The sequence below is a fragment of the Streptomyces sp. NPDC048659 genome, assembly GCF_040650575.1.
In the GTDB taxonomy this organism is placed as follows: domain Bacteria; phylum Actinomycetota; class Actinomycetes; order Streptomycetales; family Streptomycetaceae; genus Streptomyces.
In genome coordinates this window covers 125,069-144,847 of sequence record NZ_JBEZHM010000007.1, presented here as the reverse complement: position 1 = coordinate 144,847, position 19,779 = coordinate 125,069, and the positions used below count along the sequence as shown (strand labels likewise).

General features: G+C 74.0%; 14 protein-coding genes. 7 read left to right on the top strand and 7 right to left on the bottom strand.

Annotation, left to right across the window (positions count from 1 at the left end; all coding sequences use genetic code 11):
* The first annotated feature begins 53 nt into the window (after positions 1-53).
* From trpB to lgt, 4 genes are all read left to right on the top strand, one after another.
* A complete protein-coding gene (trpB, locus tag AB0C99_RS08165; protein WP_362471087.1) occupies positions 54-1,292 on the top strand; it encodes a tryptophan synthase subunit beta in 1,239 nt (412 codons plus the stop codon).
* A complete protein-coding gene (gene trpA / locus AB0C99_RS08160; RefSeq protein ID WP_362471084.1) occupies positions 1,289-2,116 on the top strand; it encodes a tryptophan synthase subunit alpha in 828 nt (275 codons plus the stop codon). The genes trpB and trpA overlap by 4 nt, the downstream gene beginning before the upstream one ends.
* A gap of 64 nt (positions 2,117-2,180) precedes the next feature.
* Positions 2,181-3,008, top strand: coding sequence for a thioredoxin domain-containing protein (locus AB0C99_RS08155; RefSeq protein ID WP_362471082.1), 828 nt, complete (start codon positions 2,181-2,183; stop codon positions 3,006-3,008).
* A gap of 93 nt (positions 3,009-3,101) precedes the next feature.
* Positions 3,102-4,130: a prolipoprotein diacylglyceryl transferase gene (gene lgt / locus AB0C99_RS08150; RefSeq protein ID WP_362471079.1), complete on the top strand. Its 1,029-nt coding sequence runs from the start codon at positions 3,102-3,104 to the stop codon at positions 4,128-4,130.
* A 93-nt stretch (positions 4,131-4,223) separates the two neighbouring features.
* Here the strand turns inward: lgt and AB0C99_RS08145 are convergent, their stop codons facing one another.
* From AB0C99_RS08145 to AB0C99_RS08115, 7 genes are read right to left on the bottom strand one after another with little or no spacing between them, the layout of a single operon-like run.
* On the bottom strand, positions 4,224-5,039 hold the full coding sequence (locus tag AB0C99_RS08145; RefSeq protein ID WP_362471077.1) for an aldolase/citrate lyase family protein: 816 nt from the start codon (positions 5,037-5,039) through the stop codon (positions 4,224-4,226).
* Positions 5,036-6,274 (bottom strand): CoA transferase, encoded by a 1,239-nt coding sequence (locus AB0C99_RS08140; protein WP_362471075.1) that lies wholly within the window; start codon positions 6,272-6,274, stop codon positions 5,036-5,038. The genes AB0C99_RS08145 and AB0C99_RS08140 overlap by 4 nt, the downstream gene beginning before the upstream one ends.
* The gene (gene rbsK / locus AB0C99_RS08135) at positions 6,271-7,182 is read right to left on the bottom strand and encodes a ribokinase (protein ID WP_362471072.1); all 912 of its coding nucleotides are present in this window, start codon (positions 7,180-7,182) and stop codon (positions 6,271-6,273) included. Before rbsK ends, AB0C99_RS08140 begins: the two co-directional genes overlap by 4 nt.
* Entirely contained in the window at positions 7,179-8,612 is a 1,434-nt protein-coding gene (locus tag AB0C99_RS08130; protein WP_362471070.1) for an ADP-ribosylglycohydrolase family protein, read from the bottom strand. Before AB0C99_RS08130 ends, rbsK begins: the two co-directional genes overlap by 4 nt.
* A complete protein-coding gene (locus AB0C99_RS08125; RefSeq protein ID WP_362471067.1) occupies positions 8,609-9,760 on the bottom strand; it encodes an ADP-ribosylglycohydrolase family protein in 1,152 nt (383 codons plus the stop codon). The genes AB0C99_RS08130 and AB0C99_RS08125 overlap by 4 nt, the downstream gene beginning before the upstream one ends.
* A complete protein-coding gene (locus tag AB0C99_RS08120; protein WP_362471064.1) occupies positions 9,741-11,204 on the bottom strand; it encodes an ADP-ribosylglycohydrolase family protein in 1,464 nt (487 codons plus the stop codon). Before AB0C99_RS08120 ends, AB0C99_RS08125 begins: the two co-directional genes overlap by 20 nt.
* Entirely contained in the window at positions 11,204-12,199 is a 996-nt protein-coding gene (locus AB0C99_RS08115; RefSeq protein WP_362471061.1) for an ADP-ribosylglycohydrolase family protein, read from the bottom strand. The genes AB0C99_RS08120 and AB0C99_RS08115 overlap by 1 nt, the downstream gene beginning before the upstream one ends.
* A gap of 243 nt (positions 12,200-12,442) precedes the next feature.
* Between AB0C99_RS08115 and AB0C99_RS08110 the strand changes: the two genes are divergently transcribed.
* From AB0C99_RS08110 to AB0C99_RS08100, 3 genes are all read left to right on the top strand, one after another.
* On the top strand, positions 12,443-13,171 hold the full coding sequence (locus AB0C99_RS08110) for a VIT1/CCC1 transporter family protein (protein WP_362471058.1): 729 nt from the start codon (positions 12,443-12,445) through the stop codon (positions 13,169-13,171).
* Positions 13,172-13,692: 521 nt separating this feature from the next.
* Positions 13,693-18,255, top strand: a complete 4,563-nt coding sequence (gene gltB / locus AB0C99_RS08105) for a glutamate synthase large subunit (protein WP_362471055.1) — start codon at positions 13,693-13,695, stop codon at positions 18,253-18,255.
* Complete coding sequence (locus AB0C99_RS08100) at positions 18,248-19,708, top strand: glutamate synthase subunit beta (RefSeq protein ID WP_362471054.1); 1,461 nt, start codon at positions 18,248-18,250, stop codon at positions 19,706-19,708. The genes gltB and AB0C99_RS08100 overlap by 8 nt, the downstream gene beginning before the upstream one ends.
* Positions 19,709-19,779 lie beyond the last annotated feature (71 nt).

The window sequence follows — 19,779 nt, the reverse complement described above, 5'->3', positions numbered from 1 at the left end:
TGCCCGCGCGCATACGGTGACCATTCGTCAGCACGCGCACCAGGAGCAACCGCATGTCCAGCGAGTTCTTCATCCCGGACCCGGAGGGTCAGGTCCCGTCGCCCGAGGGCTACTTCGGCGCCTACGGCGGCAAGTTCATCCCCGAGGCCCTCGTCGCCGCCGTCGACGAGGTCGCGGTCGAGTACGACAAGGCCAAGGCCGACCCCGAGTTCGCCCGCGAGCTCAACGCCCTCATGGTCGACTACACCGGCCGCCCCAGCGCCCTCACCGAGGTCCCGCGCTTCGCCGAGCACGCCGGCGGCGCCCGCGTCTTCCTCAAGCGCGAGGACCTCAACCACACCGGCTCGCACAAGATCAACAACGTGCTCGGCCAGGCCCTGCTCACCAAGCGCATGGGCAAGACCCGCGTCATCGCCGAGACCGGCGCCGGCCAGCACGGCGTCGCCACCGCCACCGCCTGCGCCCTCTTCGGCCTCGACTGCACCATCTACATGGGCGAGATCGACACCCAGCGGCAGGCCCTCAACGTCGCCCGGATGCGCATCCTCGGCGCCGAGGTCATCGCCGTGAAGTCCGGCAGCCGCACCCTCAAGGACGCCATCAACGAGGCGTTCCGCGACTGGGTCGCCAACGTCGACGACACCCACTACCTCTTCGGCACCGTCGCCGGCCCGCACCCCTTCCCGGCCATGGTCCGCGACTTCCACCGGGTCATCGGCGTCGAGGCCCGCCGCCAGATCCTGGAGCGCGCCGGGCGCCTCCCCGACGCGGCCGTCGCCTGCGTCGGCGGCGGTTCCAACGCCATCGGCCTCTTCCACGCCTTCGTCCCGGACGCCTCCGTCCGCCTGATCGGCTGCGAGCCGGCCGGACACGGCGTCGAGACCGGCGAGCACGCGGCCACCCTGACCGCGGGCGAGCCCGGCATCCTGCACGGCTCCCGCTCCTACGTCCTCCAGGACGAGGAGGGCCAGATCACCGAGCCGTACTCGATCTCCGCCGGCCTCGACTACCCCGGCATCGGCCCCGAGCACGCCTACCTCAAGGACAGCGGACGCGGCGAGTACCGCGCCGTCACCGACGACGCGGCCATGCAGGCCCTGCGCCTGCTCTCCCGCACCGAGGGCATCATCCCGGCCATCGAGTCCGCGCACGCCCTCGCCGGAGCCCTGGAGATCGGCAAGGAGCTCGGCCCGGAGGCCCTGCTCCTCGTCAACCTCTCCGGGCGCGGCGACAAGGACATGGACACCGCGGCCCGCTACTTCGGCCTGTACGACGGGGAGGGCTCCAAGTGACGACCGGCACCGGCAACATCCAGCTGCTCAGCGACACCCTGGCCAAGGCCAGGGCGGAGGACCGCGCCGCGCTCATCGCCTACCTCCCGGCCGGCTTCCCGACCGTGGACGGCGGCATCGCCGCCATCAAGGCCGTCTTCGACGGCGGCGCCGACGTCGTCGAGGTCGGCCTGCCGCACAGCGACCCGGTGCTCGACGGCCCGGTCATCCAGACCGCCGACGACATCGCCCTGCGCGGCGGCGTCAAGATCGCCGACGTCATGCGCACGGTGCGGGAGGCCCACGAGGCCACCGGCAAGCCGGTCCTCGTCATGACGTACTGGAACCCCATCGACCGCTACGGCGTCGAGCGCTTCACCGAGGAGCTCGCCGCGGCCGGCGGCGCGGGCTGCATCCTGCCCGACCTGCCGGTCCAGGAGTCCGCCCTGTGGCGGGAGCACGCCGACAAGCACGGTCTCGCCACCGTCTTCGTCGTCGCCCCCAGCAGCAGGGACGAGCGGCTCGCCACCATCACCGCGGCCGGCTCCGGCTTCGTCTACGCCGCCTCGCTCATGGGCGTCACCGGCACCCGCGAGTCCGTCGGCGCCCAGGCGTCCGACCTGGTCCGCCGCACCCGGGCCACCTCGGACCTGCCGGTCTGCGTCGGCCTCGGCGTCTCCAACGCGCGCCAGGCCAAGGAGGTCGCCGCCTTCGCGGACGGCGTCATCGTCGGCTCGGCCTTCGTCCAGCGGATCCTCGACGCCGACGGCGACGAGGCCGCCGCGCTCGGCGCCGTAAGGGAACTGGCGGCCGAACTCGCCGAGGGCGTGCGCCGCACCGCGTAACCCATACGGGTGGATTTCGGACCGGGGAGGCACGGTGGTGCCTCCCCGGTTCGTTGCTGTGGGCGTGAGTGAGAAGAACAGTGGTGGTACCCAGAGCGCGCGGGAGCGCCTCCAGCAGCAGCGCCGACGCGACAAGGCCCGCGAGAAGCAGCGCCGCGTCCTCATCGTGTCGGCCGCGGTCGTCGGCGTCCTCGGCCTCGCCGCCGTCGTCGGCGTGATCGCCGCCAACGCGGGCGGCAAGGACAGCTCCGACAAGGCGGGCCCCGTCGTCGCCCCCACCGGGGCCATCGGCGGCGACAAGCCGGCCATCCCCCAGGGCAGGCCGGACGCCCCGTCCACCCTCGCCGTCTGGGAGGACTTCCGCTGCCCGGCCTGCGCGCAGTTCGAGAACTTCTTCCGGGACACCATCCACGAGCTGGAGGCGTCCGGAGCCGTCAAGGCGGAGTACCACCTCGCCACCCTCATCGACGGGAACATGGGCGGCAGCGGCTCGCTGCGCGCGGCGAACGCGGCGGCCTGCGCCCAGGACGCCGGGAAGTTCACCCAGTACCACGACGTCCTCTACACCAACCAGCCCCAGGAGACGGACGACGCCTACGCGAAGAACGCGAAGCTGATCGAGCTCTCGGCGAAGGTCCCCGGGCTCGACACGCCGACGTTCCGCAGCTGCGTCGAGGACGGCACGCACGACGGCTGGGTGAAGAAGTCGAACGACGCCTTCAAGGCCAGCGAATTCACCGGCACCCCCTCCGTCCTGCTCAACGGCGAACCCATCTTCCCCTCGAAGGGCAACGAGCAGATCTCCGTGGAGAACCTGAAGAAGTGGGTCGCCGAGGCCAACAAGGGCAAGAAGGCGGGCACGGCCTCCCCGGCCGCGGGCTCGCCGAAGTAGGCGGGTGGCGGCCGGGGCCGCCGGAGTAGTTACGGAGAAGTTGCCGGGCTGGCTGCCGCACGGCCCGCCCGGCAGGGTAGCGTCGGACCTGCCATGGACCTTGCCTACATTCCCAGCCCGTCGACCGGCGTGATCCACCTCGGACCGATCCCGCTGCGCGGCTATGCCTTCTGCATCATCATCGGTGTCTTCGTCGCCGTCTGGCTCGGCAACAAGCGCTGGATCGCCCGGGGCGGCACCGCCGGCACCGTGGCCGACATTGCCGTCTGGGCGGTGCCCTTCGGCCTCGTCGGCGGCCGGCTCTACCACGTCATCACCGACTACCAGCTGTATTTCAGCGAGGGTGAGGACTGGGTCGACGCCTTCAAGATCTGGGAGGGCGGCCTCGGCATCTGGGGCGCCATCGCGCTCGGTGCCGTCGGCGCCTGGATCGGCTGCCGCCGCCGCGGCATCCCGCTCCCGGCGTACGCGGACGCCATCGCCCCCGGCATCGCCCTCGCCCAGGCCATCGGCCGCTGGGGCAACTGGTTCAACCAGGAGCTCTACGGCAAGCCGACCGACCTGCCCTGGGCCCTGAAGATCACCGCCGGCGCCAACCGGGAGGCGGGCCTCTACCACCCGACCTTCCTCTACGAGTCGCTGTGGTGCATCGGCGTCGCGCTCCTGGTCATCTGGGCGGACCGCCGCTTCAAGCTCGGCCACGGCCGCGCCTTCGCGCTGTACGTGGCCGCGTACTGCGCGGGCCGCGCCTGGATCGAGTACATGCGCGTCGACGAGGCGCACCACATCCTCGGCCTCCGGCTGAACGTGTGGACGGCGATCATCGTCTTCGTCCTCGCGGTCGTCTACATCGTCGTCTCGTCGAAGGTCCGCCCGGGCCGCGAGGAGATCGTGGAGCCGAAGGCCGACAAGGGCGATAAGGCTGACAAGGCCGACAAGGGCGATAAGGCCGACGAGGCTGACAAGGCCGAGGGCGCCGACAAGGCCGAGGACGCCGACAAGGCGGAGAAGGCCGGCGACGCCGACGGGGCGTCCGGCGACGCCGACGGCGAGGGTGACGCTCCCGCCGACGGGGCCGCCAAGGACGGTGCCGGCAACGGGGCCGGAGCCGGAGGGCGCTGACCCGGGCGTTCCGGGCCGCACACAGGACGTACACGACGGAGGGCCGTCGGGACCATCGGGTCCCGGCGGCCCTCCGTCGTCCGCGCACGGCCCTCAGGCCGCCCGGGCCGCCAGGGCCAGGACGCGGCGGGCGCCCGCGACCACCGCCGTGTCCACGAAGCGCCCGTCGGGGAGGGCGAGCGCGCCCGCCTCGGCCTCGGCCGCCTTGACGACCTGCTCGGCGGCGGCGACCTCGTCGGGGGTGGGGAGGTAGGCGCGGGTGATGACCGGGAGCTGGCGGGGGTGGATCGCGGCCCGGCCCAGGAAGCCCAGCGCCCGGCCCCGCGCGCACCCGGCGGCGAGCGCCTCCAGGTCGCGGACGTCGGGGTGGACCGACTGGACCGGGGGCGGGAGGGCGGCGGCGCGGGCGGCGACGACGATCCGGGCGCGCGGCCAGTCGAGGCCGCTGTCGTCCCGCAGCCCCAGATCGGCGCGCAGGTCCGCCTCGCCGAGGGCGATGCCGCGGACCGTGGGGTGGGCGGCGGCGATGGCGTAGGCGTGCTCCACGGCCAGGGCGTTCTCCAGGAGCGGGTAGAGCGGGAGGCCCTGGGCGAGCTCGGCGATCCGGTGGATGTCAGTGGGGTGTGTCACCTTGGGAACACGGAGAGCGACGAGCCCGGGGAGGGGTGCGAGTGCGGGGATGTCACGGGGCGAGTGGATCCGGACGTGGATCGGTACGGGGTGGGGTTCGGCGAGCAGTTCGGCGGTGGCGGCGAGGGCGTAGGCCCGGCGGTCCGGGGCCACCGCGTCCTCCAGGTCGACGATGACGACGTCGGCCCCGGAGGCGAGGGCCTTGTGGACCACGGCGGGGCGGTCGCCGGGCGCGTAGAGCCAGGTGAGGGGGGTGAAGGGCGGGGCGGTCCCGGTCATACGGCGCCCTCCTCGCGCAGGGCGTCGATCTCGGCGCCGCTGAGGCCGAGCTCGGTGAGGAGCGCGGTGGTGTCGGCGCCGTGCGGGCGGCCGGCCCAGCGGATCCCGCCGGGGGTCTCGGAGAGCCGGAAGAGGACGTTCTGCATCCGGAGCGGTCCGAGTTCGGGGTCCGGGACCTCGGTGACGGTGCCGAGCGCCTGGAACTGCGGGTCGGCGAGCACGTCGCGGACGTCGTAGACCGGGGCGATCGCGGCCTCCGCCTTCTCGAAGGCGGCCAGGGCCTCGTCGCGGGTGTGGCGGGCGATCCAGGAGCCGACGGCCTCGTCGAGGAGGTCGGCGTGGGCGGCCCGGCCGGTGCCGTCGGCGAACCAGGGCTCGTCGATCAGCTCCGGGCGGCCGACCAGGCGCAGCACGCGCTCGGCGATCGACTGGGCGGAGGTGGAGACGGCGACCCAGGACCCGTCGGCGGTCCGGTAGGTGTTGCGCGGGGCGTTGTTGCGGGAGCGGTTGCCGGTGCGGGGCTGGACGTAGCCGAGCTGGTCGTACCAGAGGGGGTGGGGTCCGATGACGGAGAGCATCGGTTCGATGATGGCCATGTCGACGACCTGGCCGCGGCCGGTGGTGTTCCTGGCGGTGAGCGCCGTCATCACGGCGTACGCGGTGGCGAGGGCGGCGATGGAGTCGGCGAGGCCGAAGGGCGGCAGGGTCGGGGGGCCCTCGGGTTCGCCGGTGAGGGCGGCGAAGCCGCTCATGGCCTCGGCGAGGGTGCCGAAGCCGGGCCTGCGGGCGTACGGGCCGAACTGGCCGAAGCCGGTGACCCGGGCGAGGACCAGCCGCGGGTTGACGGTGGAGAGCTCCTCCCAGCCGAGGTCCCAGCGTTCCAGGGTGCCGGGGCGGAAGTTCTCCACGACGACGTCGGCGTCGGCGGCCAGCCGGAGCAGGGTGTCGCGGCCGCCGGGGGTGGAGAGGTCGAGGGTCATCGTGCGCTTGTTCCGGCCGAGGACCTTCCACCACAGGCCGACGCCGTCCTTCGCGGGGCCGTGGCCGCGCGAGGGGTCGGGGCGGCGGGGGTGCTCGATCTTGATCACCTCGGCGCCGAAGTCGCCGAGCATCGTCGCCGCGAGCGGGCCGGCGAAGAGGGTGGCGAGGTCGAGGACGCGCAGTCCGCGCAGCGGAGGGGCGGGGGTGGCGGGCGTGGTGGGCGGGACCGTGGCGGGCGGGGTCGGGGTGCTCACGCGGGATCGGCCTCCGGGGTGCCGGCCGCCGCCTCGATCTCCGAGCGGTACGGCATGGAGGTGGAGGCGCCCGCGCGCTGCACCGACAGGGCGGCGGCGGCCGAGGCCCAGGCGAGGGCCCCGGGCGCGGGACGGCCCTCGGCGAGGGCGACGGCGAGGGCGCCGACGAAGGTGTCGCCCGCGGCGGTGGTGTCCACGGCCCGGACGCGGGGCGCGGGCACGGTGAGCGGGGCCGTCTCGCGGGTGGCGTAGAGGCTGCCGGAGGCGCCGAGGGTGATCACCACTTCGGGGACGAAGCGGAGCAGTGCCTCGGCGGCGGCGTGCGGGTCGGTGTGTCCGGTGAGGGCGGCGGCCTCGTGTTCGTTGGGCACCAGCAGGTCGGTGGCGGCGAGGAGTTCGGGCGGGAGGGATCGGGCCGGGGCGGGGGTCAGGACGGTGCGGACGCCGAGGCCGCGGGCGGTGCGCGCGCCCTCGACGACGACGGGGAGGGGGAGTTCGAGCTGGAGGAGCAGGGCGTCGGCGGTGCCGATCAGGGCCTCGTCGCCGTGGGTGAGGGAGGTGACGGTGCCGTTGGCGCCGGGGACGACGACGATCGCGTTGCCGCCCTCGTCGTCGACGACGATGTGGGCGGTGCCCGAGGGGCCCTCGGAGGTGCGCAGCAGGTCGGTGTCGACGCCGCTGTGTTCGAGCGCGGACCGCAGCCGGACGCCGAAGTCGTCGTTGCCGACCGCGCCGATCAGCGACACCTCCGCGCCGGCGCGGGCGGCGGCGACGGCCTGGTTGGCGCCCTTGCCGCCGGGGACGGTGCGGAAGGCGCTGCCGGTCACGGTCTCGCCGCGGGCGGGGGCCCTGGGCACGTAGGCCACGAGGTCCATGTTCGTGCTGCCGAGCACGACGATGCTGGTCATGGGCGTACGGCCTCCGTGTGGGTCAGTGCGGCCAGGGTGTCGAATCCGATGCCGTCGAAGGACGGTACGGAGCTGGCGAGCCGGTTCTTGAGGGGGGAGGTCCAGCGGGCGGGCAGCCGGTCGGGGTGGCCGGCGAGCAGTCCGGCGAGGGATCCGGCGGTGGCGCCGTTGGAGTCGGTGTCCCAGCCGCCGGAGACGGCCGCGCAGACGGAGCGGCTGAAGTCGCCGTCGGCGTGGGTGAGCGCGGCGGCGAGGACGGCTGTGTTGGGGACGGCATGGACCCAGTGATACCCGCCGTAGCGTGTGTGGAGCCGGTCCACGACGGAGTCGAAGTCCGGGGTGCCGCGGGCGAGGGCGATGCCGTGGCGGACCGCCTCGGCCAGCCGTGACTCCGGCGGGACGACGGAGAGTCCGGCGGCCAGCGCCCGGTGCGCGTCGGCGGTGCCGGTGGCGGCGGTGGCGAGGGCGGCGGCGACGAACATGGCGCCGTAGACGCCGTTGCCGGTGTGGCTGAGCACCGCGTCGCGGTGGGCCTGGCGGGCGGCGCCGGCCGGGTCGCCGGGGTGGGTCCAGCCGTGCACGTCGGCGCGGATCTGGGCGCCGATCCACTCGCGGAAGGGGTTGCGGCGGGAGGCGGTGAAGGGGGGTTCGACGCCGTCGAGGAGGTTGCGGTAGGCGATCCGCTCGGCGGTGAAGGCGCGGCCGGCGGGCAGTTCGTCGAGCCACAGCCGGGCGAGGTCGGCGGTGCTGAAGGCGCGGCCGTGGCGGGCGAGGAGGAGCAGCGCGAGGAGGGGGTGGTTCAGGTCGTCGTCCTCGGGCATCCCGTCGATGTTCTCGGCGAGCGAGGTGGCGGCGGAGCGGCGGTTCCAGGGGTGGGCGGCGAGCAGGGCGGCGGGCACCCCGCGGGCCGTGAACCAGTCGGCGAGGGGCCAGTTGCCGGTGGCGCGGGCGAGGGCGCGGATGGCGTGCAGCGGCAGCTTCTCGACCGGTTTGCCGAGCAGGCAGCCGGCGGCGCGGCCGAGCCAGGCGGCGTGCAGGCGGGGGAGGAGGCCGGGGTCGGGCTCCCGGGGTGGTCCCGGGGGCCGGGGCTCCTCGCGTGGCCAGTCGGGGCAGGCGGCCACGATGGTGTCGAGCGCGGTCGGTTCGCGGGCGGCGAGCGGGGAGGGGAGCGCGGCGAGGGCGTCCAGGATCTCCTCGGCGAGCGGGCGCAGGTCCGGGCGCGGCGCGGCGGACGCCCCGGCGGCCGTGGGGGCGGGCGGGCCGCCGGCCGCCCGCCATCGGGCCCCGAGCGCGCGGGCCTCGGGGCCGTCGCGGCCGTCCTCCGCGGCCTGCCGCAGTTCGTGGCCGACCAGGTCCTCGGGCTGGACCCAGGTCAGCCGCAGCGGGGCGGCGGCGGCCGGGCGGGGCGCGAGCCCGGTGCCGGGGGTCACCGGGCCGGGCCCGTCAGCGCCGCGTACGCCGCCTCGTGGGCGCGGCGGCGGGCGGTGTCGCGGGCGTGGACCTCGCGGGAGACGGCGGCGAGGGCGGACGCCGGGGCGTGCAGGTCGAGGCGGCTGGCCTCGGCGACCCGCTTCGCCCACTCGGCCGGGATCGCGGACTCGCCGCCGAGGGCTCCGGCGAGCGCGCCCGCCATGGTGGCGATGGAGTCGCAGTCGCGGCCGTAGTTGACCGCGCCGAGGACCGTGCGGCGGTAGTCGCCCGCGCCGACGAGGAGGAAGCCGAGGGCGACGGGCAGCTCCTCGATGGCGTGCGTCCGGGAGGGGCGGCGGGCGTCGAGGGAGGGGGCGCGGTAGTCGGGGCCGACGGAGTCGTAGGGGGCGACCGCGCGCCGCAGCGGCTCCAGCGCGGTCTCGAAGTCCCGGTGCTCCCCGGCGACTTCGGCGACGGCCCGGATCGCGGCGCGGGTGCCGTCCTTGGCGAGGGCCAGGGCCGCGTCGACGACGGAGCGGGGGGTGGCGCCCGGGACGCAGGCGGCGGCGACGGCCGCCGCGAAGACACCCGCCGCCTCCCGGCCGTACGAGGACTGGTGGGCGCCCGCGACGTCCAGCGCCTCGGCGTAGGCGCCCGCCGGGTCGGCCGCGTTGACCAGGCCGACCGGCGCCATGTACATCGCGGCGCCGCAGTTGACGATGTTGCCGGTGCCGGCCTCGCGCGGGTCGGCGTGGGCGTAGTGCAGCCGGGTCACGATCCACTTCTCGGCGAGGAACACCCGCTGGAGGGGGAGGGCCTCCGCCTCCAGTTCGGGGATCCACACCGGGCGGCCCATGAGTTCGGGGACCAGGTGCTCGGCGACCGCGTACGCGTCGAGGTGGTCGCGGACCTTCTCGTACACCCGGATCAGGGCGTGGGTCATCAAGGTGTCGTCGGTGACGTGCCCGTCGCCCTTGTGGTACGGGGCGATGGGCCGGGCGGTGCGCCAGGAGTCCCCGTTCCAGGGGCCGACGATGCCGGTGACGCGGCCGCCGTGGCGTTCCAGGATCTGGGCGGGCGTGTAGCCCTCGACGGGGCCGCCGAGGGCGTCGCCGACGGCGGCGCCGATGAGGCTGCCGGTGATCCGGTCATCCAGAGTGGGTGTCATGCCGGAATTGTCCACCCGGGTCGGCCGGTTCCGCGGCTCCGAGGAGACCGGCGAGTTCCACCAGGTCGGTGCCCGCGAGCCGGGGCAGCGCGCAGCCCGCGAGGGTCCGGCAGGCCGCCCGCCAGGTCTCCGGCACCGAACGGCCGCCGCCCAGCGCGCCGGTGAGCGCCCCGGCCAGCGCCGGGGCCGAGTCGGCCACCCGGGACAGGCAGGCGGCGGCGGGCAGCGCGGCGGCGAGCGAACCGCGCGCCGCCGCGGTCAGGGCGAGGGCGACCGGCACGGTCTCGGCGGCGGCGATCCCGTAGCTGTAGACGTGGTCGACGATCCGGTGTTCCAGCAGCGGCACCAGCGCGAAGGCGGAGTCCGCGGAGCGGGCCAGCCCGACCGCGTACCGCCCGTTGCGGCCGATCTCGGTGGCGGGCGGCAGCTGCGCCAGGGCCGCTTCCACCGCCTCGTCGGGCCCCGCCCCGCCGAGGGCCGCCGCGGTGGCCGCCGCCATCGCGCGGGCGCCGTGCACGCCGTCGCCGTCCTGGGTGTACCGGGCGTCGAACTCGGCGAGTTCGGCGGCGGCGGCCGGGTCGCCGGGGTGCGCCAGCGCGAGGACGGCGGCGCGGACGCAGGCGGCGTCGTCGAAGTAGTGCGGGTTGTCGTGCCCGGTGGCGGGCGGGCGCAGCCCGGCGGCCAGATTGCCGAGCCCGGCCCGTACGGAGATCCGGGCGCGCAGCGGCAGGACGGCGGACTCGACCTCGGGGGCCCGGTCGGCCGCGGCGGCGACCTGGCTGGCCAGCGAGTTCCAGGCCAGGTCCACGGCGGCGCGCAGCCGGCGCTCGACGGGCAGGGTGTCGAACAGCGGGCCCGCCGAGGCCAGCAGCGCCTCGGCGGTGAACACCGCCCACTCGGCGTCGTCGGAGGGGCCGAGCCGGAGCGGCTCGGGGGGCTGGTTGAGGGCGATGGGGACGGGGAGGGTGGTCGTCGCGTTCTGCTCGGCGAAGGTGTCGAGCTCGCGGGTGAGGCGCCGGGTCCACTCGGGCATCCGGGCGGCCCGGTGCCTGGCCGCAGGCCACCCGGCGGCGTCCCCCGCGGCGAGCCCGAGGAGCAGCCCCTCGATCCGCTCCCGCCGGACCCGGGTGGCCGCCCCGGCCCTTCCCGCCGCCCGCTCCTTCTCGCCGGTGCCGGTGGCGGGCGTCGTACGGGTGCCGAGGACGGGCGCCCGGCGGGTGCGGCGTGCCGGGGGCTCGGGGGCGGTGGCGGGAGGGGCCGGAGGCTGCGGGGCCGGGGCGTGCGGGGGGTGGGCCGTCGTGGTGGCGCGGACCCAGTCGCGGCCGGTCATCGGGCGGGGGCCCGGCTCCGCCCCGGACTCCGTCAGGGGGGACGTGCCCCGCCGTCCCGGGGCGCGCCCGTCCGCCGCCGTCGGGTCGGAGGGGAGGGTGGTGTCGGCGCTCATCAGGATTCCCCCTCCGGGGTCAGCAGGTCCGCGATGTCCAGGATGTGATAGCCGCGCATCGACGGCAGACAGCTTCCGGTGACCGGGCCGATGGCACCGGCCCACTCCTCCGGGATGCCGGCGAGGCCGCCCGAGGCGCCGGCCAGGGCGCCCGCCACCGCGGCCGTCGTGTCGGCGTCGCGGCCCATGTTGACGGCGGTGAGGACCGCCGTGCGGAAGTCGCCGCGGGCCGCCGCGAAGGCGCCGAAGGCGAGGGCGACGGCCTCGGGGGCGAGGTCCGTCCAGGGGTAGCCGCCGATGACGACCGCCGAGCGGACCGTGCGCTCCCGGGTCGGCGGGTCGGGCTGGACCCGCTGGGCCGCGACCACCGCGCGGCGCATCGAGCGGGCCGTCCAGGAGTCCATGGGCACGACCGAGAGGGCCGCCGCGATCACCGAGGTGACCGAGGCGCCGGCCATCGCCGCCGCGACCCCCGCCGCGACCGCCTGGCCGCCGTAGATGCCCTCACCCTCGTGGCTGACGCTCCCGTCGACCGCGACCAGGCGCGCCGCCTCGGCGGGGCGGCCCGCCGCGAAGACCCCGAAGGGCGCGGCGCGCATGGCGAGGCCGTCGCTCCAGGCGTGCCGGTGCTGGGCGGAGATGGGGGCGGTCAGCCCCCGGCGCAGGTTCTCCAGGGTGCCGCGCTCGGAGAAGCCCGCGCCGCGGAACGGGCCCTCGTCGAGGTCGGCGATCCAGCGGTGCCAGGCCCGTTCGACATGGGCGGTGGTCAGCGCCGAGCCGTGCCGGGCGAGCAGCAGCCCCGAGAACACGGCGTACTCGGTGTCGTCCGTGCCCGCCGGGCGGTCCGTCACGAAGCCCTCGATGCGGCCCCAGCGGCGCCGGATCTCCGAGGGGCGCAGATTCTCGGCGGGCGCGCCGAGCGCGTCGCCCACCGCGAGCCCGAGCAGCGCGCCCCTCGCGCGCTCCCGGATGTCGCTCACCGTCTCGCGGATCATGTTCGCTCCCCTTTCACGCTCGCCCGGATGCCTGCCACGCGCGGGGGCCGGACCCTCCAAGGAAACGTTTCTGTCACCCGGGTGACAGCAGGTCGGGAAGCGGGTCAGGAAGGTCTGCCTCAGTAAAGCGGGCCTTAGTAAGTACGGCCTGCCTTGCTGGCGCGCCCCTTACATCGCGCGTATTTTCGATGATGTCGAAGGGGGCGGGCGTTGCCGAACCCGCTGGAAAGACAGGGGAGAAGCATGTCCATCATCGAAGCCGTCGCACCGCTCCACGAGGCCCACCGCGACAACCACACCCACCGGGACGTCAACGGCGGCTGGCTGCGCCCGGCGGTCTTCGGCGCGATGGACGGACTCGTCTCCAACCTCGCCCTGATGACCGGTGTCGTCGGCGGCGCGGTCTCCACCCAGACCGTCGTGATCACGGGCCTCGCCGGGCTCGCGGCCGGTGCCTTCTCCATGGCCGCCGGCGAGTACACCTCCGTCGCCTCGCAGCGCGAGCTGGTCCAGGCCGAACTGGACGTCGAGCGCCGCCAGTTGCGCAAGCACCCGGTGGACGAGATGGAGGAGCTGGCCGCGCTCTACGTCTCCCGCGGCGTCGAGCCCGCGCTCGCCCGCGAGGTCGCCATGCAGCTGTCCCGCGACCCGGAGCAGGCGCTGGAGATCCACGCCCGCGAGGAGCTGGGCATCGACCCCGACGACCTGCCGTCGCCGATGGTCGCCGCGGTGTCGTCGTTCGGCTCGTTCGCGCTGGGTGCCCTGCTGCCCGTGCTGCCGTTCCTGCTCGGCGCGACCTCGCTCTGGCCCGCCGTGCTGCTCGCGCTCCTCGGGCTCTTCGCCTGCGGCGCCCTGGTCGCCCGGGTCACCGCCCGCAGCTGGTGGTTCAGCGGGCTGCGCCAGCTCGTCCTCGGCGGTGCCGCCGCCGCCCTCACGTACGGGCTGGGTATGCTCTTCGGGGCGGCGCTCTAGCCGCTCGGGCGCCCCGTGCGGGCCTCCCGCCCGCCCCTGTGGCCTTCGCCCGCGTCGTTCGGCCCCCAGGCCCCCGGTCCACCCGCCGGGGGCCTTCGGCATGTCCGAAGACACGACGGAGGGCCCGTGTCCCTGTGACGTATATCCCGGAGCGGATCCGGCGTTCCGGTGAGACACTATGCGCAGCGCCACATAACTAGCCGGTTACCCGGCGGTTTCGAAAGCCTGACCACCGGGCATGAGGCGTAAGCGCCGCGGGCAATGAGGCCCGCCCTGCGGACGGTCGCGGCAGACCTCCGGAAAACCCCGATCCGTCCCCCCATGGGAGCCGTGGGAGCCCTCGCGTTCCCCTCTCCCACCTGCTGGATCCCCGTCACCGCCTACCCACGCGGTGTCCGCATGCTGGAACGAGCTTTCCACTTTCCGAGAAGCCAGCCATCATGTAACCTGCACGAAATTTCGCGGAGGGCCAACGTCGTCCCTCGGCTGCTGTATATGCCACGACGACGACGGGAGAGCCGATGCGTTCCGACGCCTGGTCGCCCATGGACGGTCGCCCCGCTCCGCAGGGGATGTACGACCCCCGTAACGAACACGACGCCTGTGGTGTCGGGTTCGTGGCCACCCTGACCGGTGTTGCCAGCCACGCGCTGGTCGAGCAGGCGCTGACCGTACTGCGCAACCTCGAGCACCGCGGCGCCACCGGCTCCGAGCCCGACTCGGGCGACGGCGCCGGCATCCTCCTCCAGGTGCCCGACGCCTTCCTGCGCGAGGTCGCCGGATTCGAGCTCCCCGAGGCCGGCGCGTACGCCGTCGGCATCGCCTTCCTCCCCGCCGACGGCTCCGCACAGGCCGTCTCGCGGATCGAGACGATCGCGTCCGAGGAGGGCCTGGAGGTCCTCGGCTGGCGCGAGGTCCCCGTCGCCCCCGAGCTGCTCGGCGCCTCCGCCCGCGCCACCATGCCGGTCTTCCGCCAGCTCTTCGTCGCGGACCGCGCCGCCGCCGACACCGGCATCGCGCTGGACCGCAAGGCGTTCGTCCTGCGCAAGCGCGCCGAGCGCGAGGCCGGGACGTACTTCCCCTCGCTCTCCGCCCGCACCATCGTCTACAAGGGCATGCTGACCACCGGCCAGCTGGAGCCCTTCTTCCCGGACCTGTCGGACCGCCGCTGCGCCACCGCCGTGGCCCTGGTCCACTCCCGGTTCTCCACCAACACCTTCCCGAGCTGGCCGCTCGCCCACCCGTACCGCTTCGTCGCGCACAACGGCGAGATCAACACGGTCAAGGGCAACCGCAACTGGATGACCGCCCGCGAGGCCCAGCTCGACTCCACCGTCTTCGGCGAGGGCTCCCTGGACCGGATCTTCCCGGTCTGCACCCCCGACGCCTCCGACTCCGCCTCCTTCGACGAGGTCCTGGAGCTGCTCCACCTCGGCGGCCGTTCGCTGCCGCACGCGGTCCTGATGATGGTCCCCGAGGCGTGGGAGAACCACGACTCCATGGACCCGGCCCGGCGCGCCTTCTACCAGTACCACTCCACCCTGATGGAGCCCTGGGACGGCCCCGCCTGCGTCACCTTCACCGACGGCGTCCAGGTCGGCGCGGTCCTCGACCGCAACGGTCTGCGCCCCGGCCGCTACTGGGTCACCGACGAGGGCCTCGTCGTGCTCTCCTCCGAGGTCGGCGTCCTCGACATCGACCCCGCCAAGGTCGTCCGCAAGGGCCGCCTCCAGCCCGGCAAGATGTTCCTCGTCGACACCGCCGAGCACCGCATCATCGAGGACGACGAGATCAAGGCCGGCCTCGCCGCCGAGCAGCCCTACGCGGAGTGGCTGGAGACCGGCGAGATCGAGCTCTCCGACCTCCCCGAGCGCGAGCACATCGTGCACACCCACGCCTCGGTCACCCGCCGCCAGCAGACCTTCGGCTACACCGAGGAAGAGCTCCGCGTCATCCTCGCCCCGATGGCCCGCAGCGGCGCCGAGCCGATCGGCTCCATGGGCACCGACTCGCCCATCGCGGCCCTGTCGGCCCGCCCGCGGCTGCTCTTCGACTACTTCACCCAGCTCTTCGCGCAGGTCACCAACCCGCCGCTGGACGCCATCCGCGAGGAGCTCGTCACCTCGCTGCGCTCCTCCCTCGGCCCCGGCAGCAACCTGCTCGACCCGACCGCCGCGTCCTGCCGCAGCGTCACGCTGCCCTTCCCGGTGATCGACAACGACGAGCTGGCCAAGCTCATCCACATCAACGCCGACGGCGACATGCCCGGCATGAAGGCCGCCACGCTCTCCGGCCTCTACCGGGTCTCCGGCGGCGGCGAGGCGCTCGCCGCCCGCATCGAGACGATCTGCGCCGAGGCCGACACGGCGATCGAGGGCGGCGCGCACCTGCTCGTCCTCTCCGACCGGCACTCCGACGCCGAGCACGCGCCGATCCCCTCGCTGCTGCTCACCGCCGCCGTCCACCACCACCTCATCCGCACCAAGCAGCGCACCAAGGTGGGCCTGCTGGTCGAGGCGGGCGACGTCCGCGAGGTCCACCACGTGGCCCTCCTCATCGGCTACGGCGCCGCCGCGGTCAACCCGTACCTGGCCATGGAGTCCGTCGAGGACCTGGTCCGGGCCGGCACCTTCATCGAGGGCCTGGAGGCCGAGCAGGCCATCCGCAACCTGATCTACGCGCTGGGCAAGGGCGTCCTCAAGGTGATGTCCAAGATGGGCATCTCCACCGTCGCCTCCTACCGCGGCGCCCAGGTCTTCGAGGCCGTCGGCCTCGACGACGCCTTCGTCGGGAAGTACTTCAACGGCACCGCCACCAAGATCGGCGGCGCCGGCCTCGACGTCGTCGCCAAGGAGGTCGCCGCCCGCCACGCCAAGGCGTACCCCGCCACCGGCATCCCCTCGGCGCACCGCGCCCTGGAGATCGGCGGCGAGTACCAGTGGCGCCGCGAGGGCGAGCCGCACCTGTTCGACCCGGAGACCGTCTTCCGCCTCCAGCACGCCACGCGCTCCAAGCGGTACGACATCTTCAAGAAGTACACGGAGCGGGTCAACGAGCAGTCCGAGCGCCTGATGACGCTCCGCGGCCTGTTCGGCTTCGCCGACCGCGAGGCCATCTCGATCGACGAGGTCGAGCCGGTCTCCGAGATCGTCAAGCGCTTCTCCACCGGCGCCATGTCGTACGGCTCCATCTCGCGCGAGGCCCACGAGACCCTCGCCATCGCCATGAACCGGCTCGGCGGCAAGTCGAACACCGGCGAGGGCGGCGAGGACCCGGACCGCCTGTACGACCCGGAGCGCCGCTCCGCGATCAAGCAGGTCGCCTCCGGCCGCTTCGGCGTCACCAGCGAGTACCTGGTCAACGCGGACGACATCCAGATCAAGATGGCCCAGGGCGCCAAGCCCGGCGAGGGCGGCCAGCTGCCCGGCCACAAGGTCTACCCGTGGGTCGCCAAGACCCGGCACTCGACGCCCGGCGTCGGCCTGATCTCGCCGCCGCCGCACCACGACATCTACTCCATCGAGGATCTGGCCCAGCTGATCCACGACCTGAAGAACGCCAACCCGGCCGCCCGCGTCCACGTGAAGCTGGTCTCCGAGGTCGGCGTCGGCACGGTCGCGGCCGGCGTGTCCAAGGCCCACGCGGACGTCGTGCTCATCTCCGGCCACGACGGCGGTACGGGCGCCTCGCCGCTGACCTCCCTCAAGCACGCGGGCGGCCCCTGGGAGCTCGGCCTCGCCGAGACCCAGCAGACCCTGCTGCTCAACGGGCTGCGCGACCGGATCGTCGTCCAGACCGACGGCCAGCTCAAGACCGGCCGCGACGTCGTCATCGCCGCGCTGCTCGGCGCCGAGGAGTTCGGCTTCGCCACCGCGCCGCTCGTCGTCTCCGGCTGCGTCATGATGCGCGTCTGCCACCTGGACACCTGCCCGGTCGGCATCGCCACCCAGAACCCGGTGCTGCGCGACCGCTTCGCCGGCCGGCCCGAGTTCGTCGTCAACTTCTTCGAGTTCATCGCCGAAGAGGTCCGCGAGCTCCTCGCCGAGCTGGGCTTCCGCACCCTGGAGGAGGCGGTCGGCCACGCCGAGCTCCTCGACACCAGCCGCGCGGTCACCCACTGGAAGGCACAGGGCCTGGACCTGGAGCCGCTCTTCTACGTGCCCGAGCTGGCCGAGGGCGCGGTCCGCCACGCCCTGGTCGAGCAGGACCACGGCCTGGAGAAGGCCCTCGACAACGAGCTGATCGAGCTCGCCGCCGAGGCGCTGAACGCCGAGTCCGCCGAGACCGCCCAGCCGGTCCGCGCGCAGGTCTCGATCCGGAACATCAACCGGACCGTCGGCACCATGCTCGGCCACCAGGTCACGAAGCGGTTCGGCGGCGCCGGTCTCCCCGCCGACACCATCGACATCACCTTCACCGGCTCCGCGGGCCAGTCCTTCGGCGCCTTCCTGCCGGCCGGCGTCACCCTCCGCCTGGAGGGCGACGCCAACGACTACGTCGGCAAGGGCCTCTCCGGCGGCCGGATCGTGGTCCGCCCCGACCGAGGCGCCGAGCACCTGGCCGAGTACTCGACCATCGCCGGCAACACCATCGGCTACGGCGCGACCGGCGGCGAGCTGTTCCTGCGGGGCCGCACCGGCGAGCGCTTCTGCGTCCGCAACTCCGGCGCCCTGGTCGTCTCGGAGGGCGTGGGCGACCACGGCTGCGAGTACATGACCGGCGGCACGGCGGTCGTCCTCGGCCAGACCGGGCGCAACTTCGCGGCCGGCATGTCCGGCGGCGTCGCCTACGTGATCGACCTGGACCGGGACAACGTCAACTCCGGCAACCTGGGCGCGGTCGAGGCCCTCTCGGACACCGACAAGGCGTGGCTGCACGACGTCGTGCGCCGCCACGCCGAGGAGACCGGCTCGACGGTCGCCGAGAAGCTGCTCGCCGACTGGACCGCGCACGCGGACCGGTTCAGCAAGATCATCCCCACCACGTACAAGGCAGTGCTCGCCGCCAAGGACGCCGCTGAGCTCGCCGGTCTCTCCGAGGCCGAGACCACCGAGAAGATGATGGAGGCGGCGACCCATGGCTGACCCCAAGGGCTTCCTGACCACCGGGCGCGAGGTCGCCAAGACCCGGCCGGTGGGCGAGCGCGTCAAGGACTGGAACGAGGTCTACGTCCCCGGCTCCCTGCTGCCGATCATCGGCAAGCAGGCCGGCCGCTGCATGGACTGCGGCATCCCGTTCTGCCACAACGGCTGTCCGCTGGGGAACCTCATCCCCGAGTGGAACGACTACGCCTACCGCGAGGACTGGTCGGCCGCGTCCGAGCGCCTCCACGCCACCAACAACTTCCCGGAGTTCACCGGCCGCCTGTGCCCGGCTCCGTGCGAGGCGGCGTGCGTGCTCGGCATCAACCAGCCGGCCGTGACCATCAAGAACGTCGAGGTCTCGATCATCGACAAGGCGTGGGACGGCGGCGACGTGCGCCCGCAGGCCCCCGAGCGCCTGTCCGGCAAGACCGTCGCGGTCATCGGCTCCGGCCCGGCGGGACTCGCCGCCGCCCAGCAGCTGACCCGGGCCGGCCACACCGTGGTCGTGTACGAGCGGGCCGACCGCATCGGCGGACTGCTGCGCTACGGCATCCCCGAGTTCAAGATGGAGAAGCGGCACATCAACCGCCGCGTCGAGCAGATGCGCGCGGAGGGCACCAAGTTCCGCACCGGCATCGAGATCGGCCGCGACCTGACCGCGACGGACCTGCGCAAGCGGTTCGACGCGGTGGTCGTCGCCGCCGGCGCCACCACCGCCCGCGACCTGCCCGTCCCGGGCCGCGAGCTCAAGGGCGTCTACCAGGCGATGGAGTACCTGCCGCTCGCCAACAAGGTCGTCGAGGGCGACTTCGTCTCCTCGCCGATCTCGGCCGAGGGCAAGCACGTGGTCGTCATCGGCGGCGGCGACACCGGCGCGGACTGCGTCGGCACCGCCCACCGGCAGGGCGCGGCCTCCGTGACCCAGCTGGAGATCATGCCGAAGCCGGGCGAGGACCGGGCGGCCGGCCAGCCCTGGCCGACCTTCCCCATGCTCTACAAGGTCACCTCGGCGCACGAGGAGGGCGGCGAGCGGGTCTACTCCGTCTCCACCACCCACTTCGAGGGCGACGAGGACGGCAACGTGGCCTTCCTGCACCTCGTCGAGGTCGCGTTCGTCGACGGCAAGCTGACCCAGAAGCCGGGCACCGAGCGCAGGATCCCCGCCGAGCTGGTCACCCTCGCCATGGGCTTCACCGGCACCGACGTGGAGAACGGCCTGGTCGCGCAGTTTGGTCTGGACCTCGACGAGCGGGGTAACATCGCTCGTGACGCGGACTTCGCCACCAATGTCGATGGCGTGTTCGTCGCCGGTGACGCCGGCCGTGGCCAGTCGCTGATCGTCTGGGCCATCGCCGAGGGCCGCTCGGCCGCCCGTGGTGTGGACCGCCACCTGACGGGCGCCAGCTCGCTGCCGGCCCCGATCCGTCCCACGGACCGCGCCCTGACGGTCTGACCGGCCACCGGCCGACTGTCGGACCCCGAGAACGTCCCGTACAACGAGGTGCGGAACTGAGCGCGACGCCC

Excerpts from the sequence above, each read along its gene's own strand:
- trpB (WP_362471087.1), top strand. The coding sequence starts at position 54 with ATGTCCAGCGAGTTCTTCATCCCGGACCCGGAGGGTCAGGTCCCGTCG.
- lgt (WP_362471079.1), top strand. The coding sequence starts at position 3,102 with ATGGACCTTGCCTACATTCCCAGCCCGTCGACCGGCGTGATCCACCTC.
- AB0C99_RS08145 (WP_362471077.1), bottom strand. The coding sequence starts at position 5,039 with ATGACCGGGACCGCCCCGCCCTTCACCCCCCTCACCTGGCTCTACGCG.
- rbsK (WP_362471072.1), bottom strand. The coding sequence starts at position 7,182 with ATGACCAGCATCGTCGTGCTCGGCAGCACGAACATGGACCTCGTGGCC.
- AB0C99_RS08125 (WP_362471067.1), bottom strand. The coding sequence starts at position 9,760 with ATGACACCCACTCTGGATGACCGGATCACCGGCAGCCTCATCGGCGCC.
- AB0C99_RS08120 (WP_362471064.1), bottom strand. The coding sequence starts at position 11,204 with ATGAGCGCCGACACCACCCTCCCCTCCGACCCGACGGCGGCGGACGGG.
- AB0C99_RS08115 (WP_362471061.1), bottom strand. The coding sequence starts at position 12,199 with ATGATCCGCGAGACGGTGAGCGACATCCGGGAGCGCGCGAGGGGCGCG.
- AB0C99_RS08110 (WP_362471058.1), top strand. The coding sequence starts at position 12,443 with ATGTCCATCATCGAAGCCGTCGCACCGCTCCACGAGGCCCACCGCGAC.
- gltB (WP_362471055.1), top strand. The coding sequence starts at position 13,693 with ATGCGTTCCGACGCCTGGTCGCCCATGGACGGTCGCCCCGCTCCGCAG.
- AB0C99_RS08100 (WP_362471054.1), top strand. The coding sequence starts at position 18,248 with ATGGCTGACCCCAAGGGCTTCCTGACCACCGGGCGCGAGGTCGCCAAG.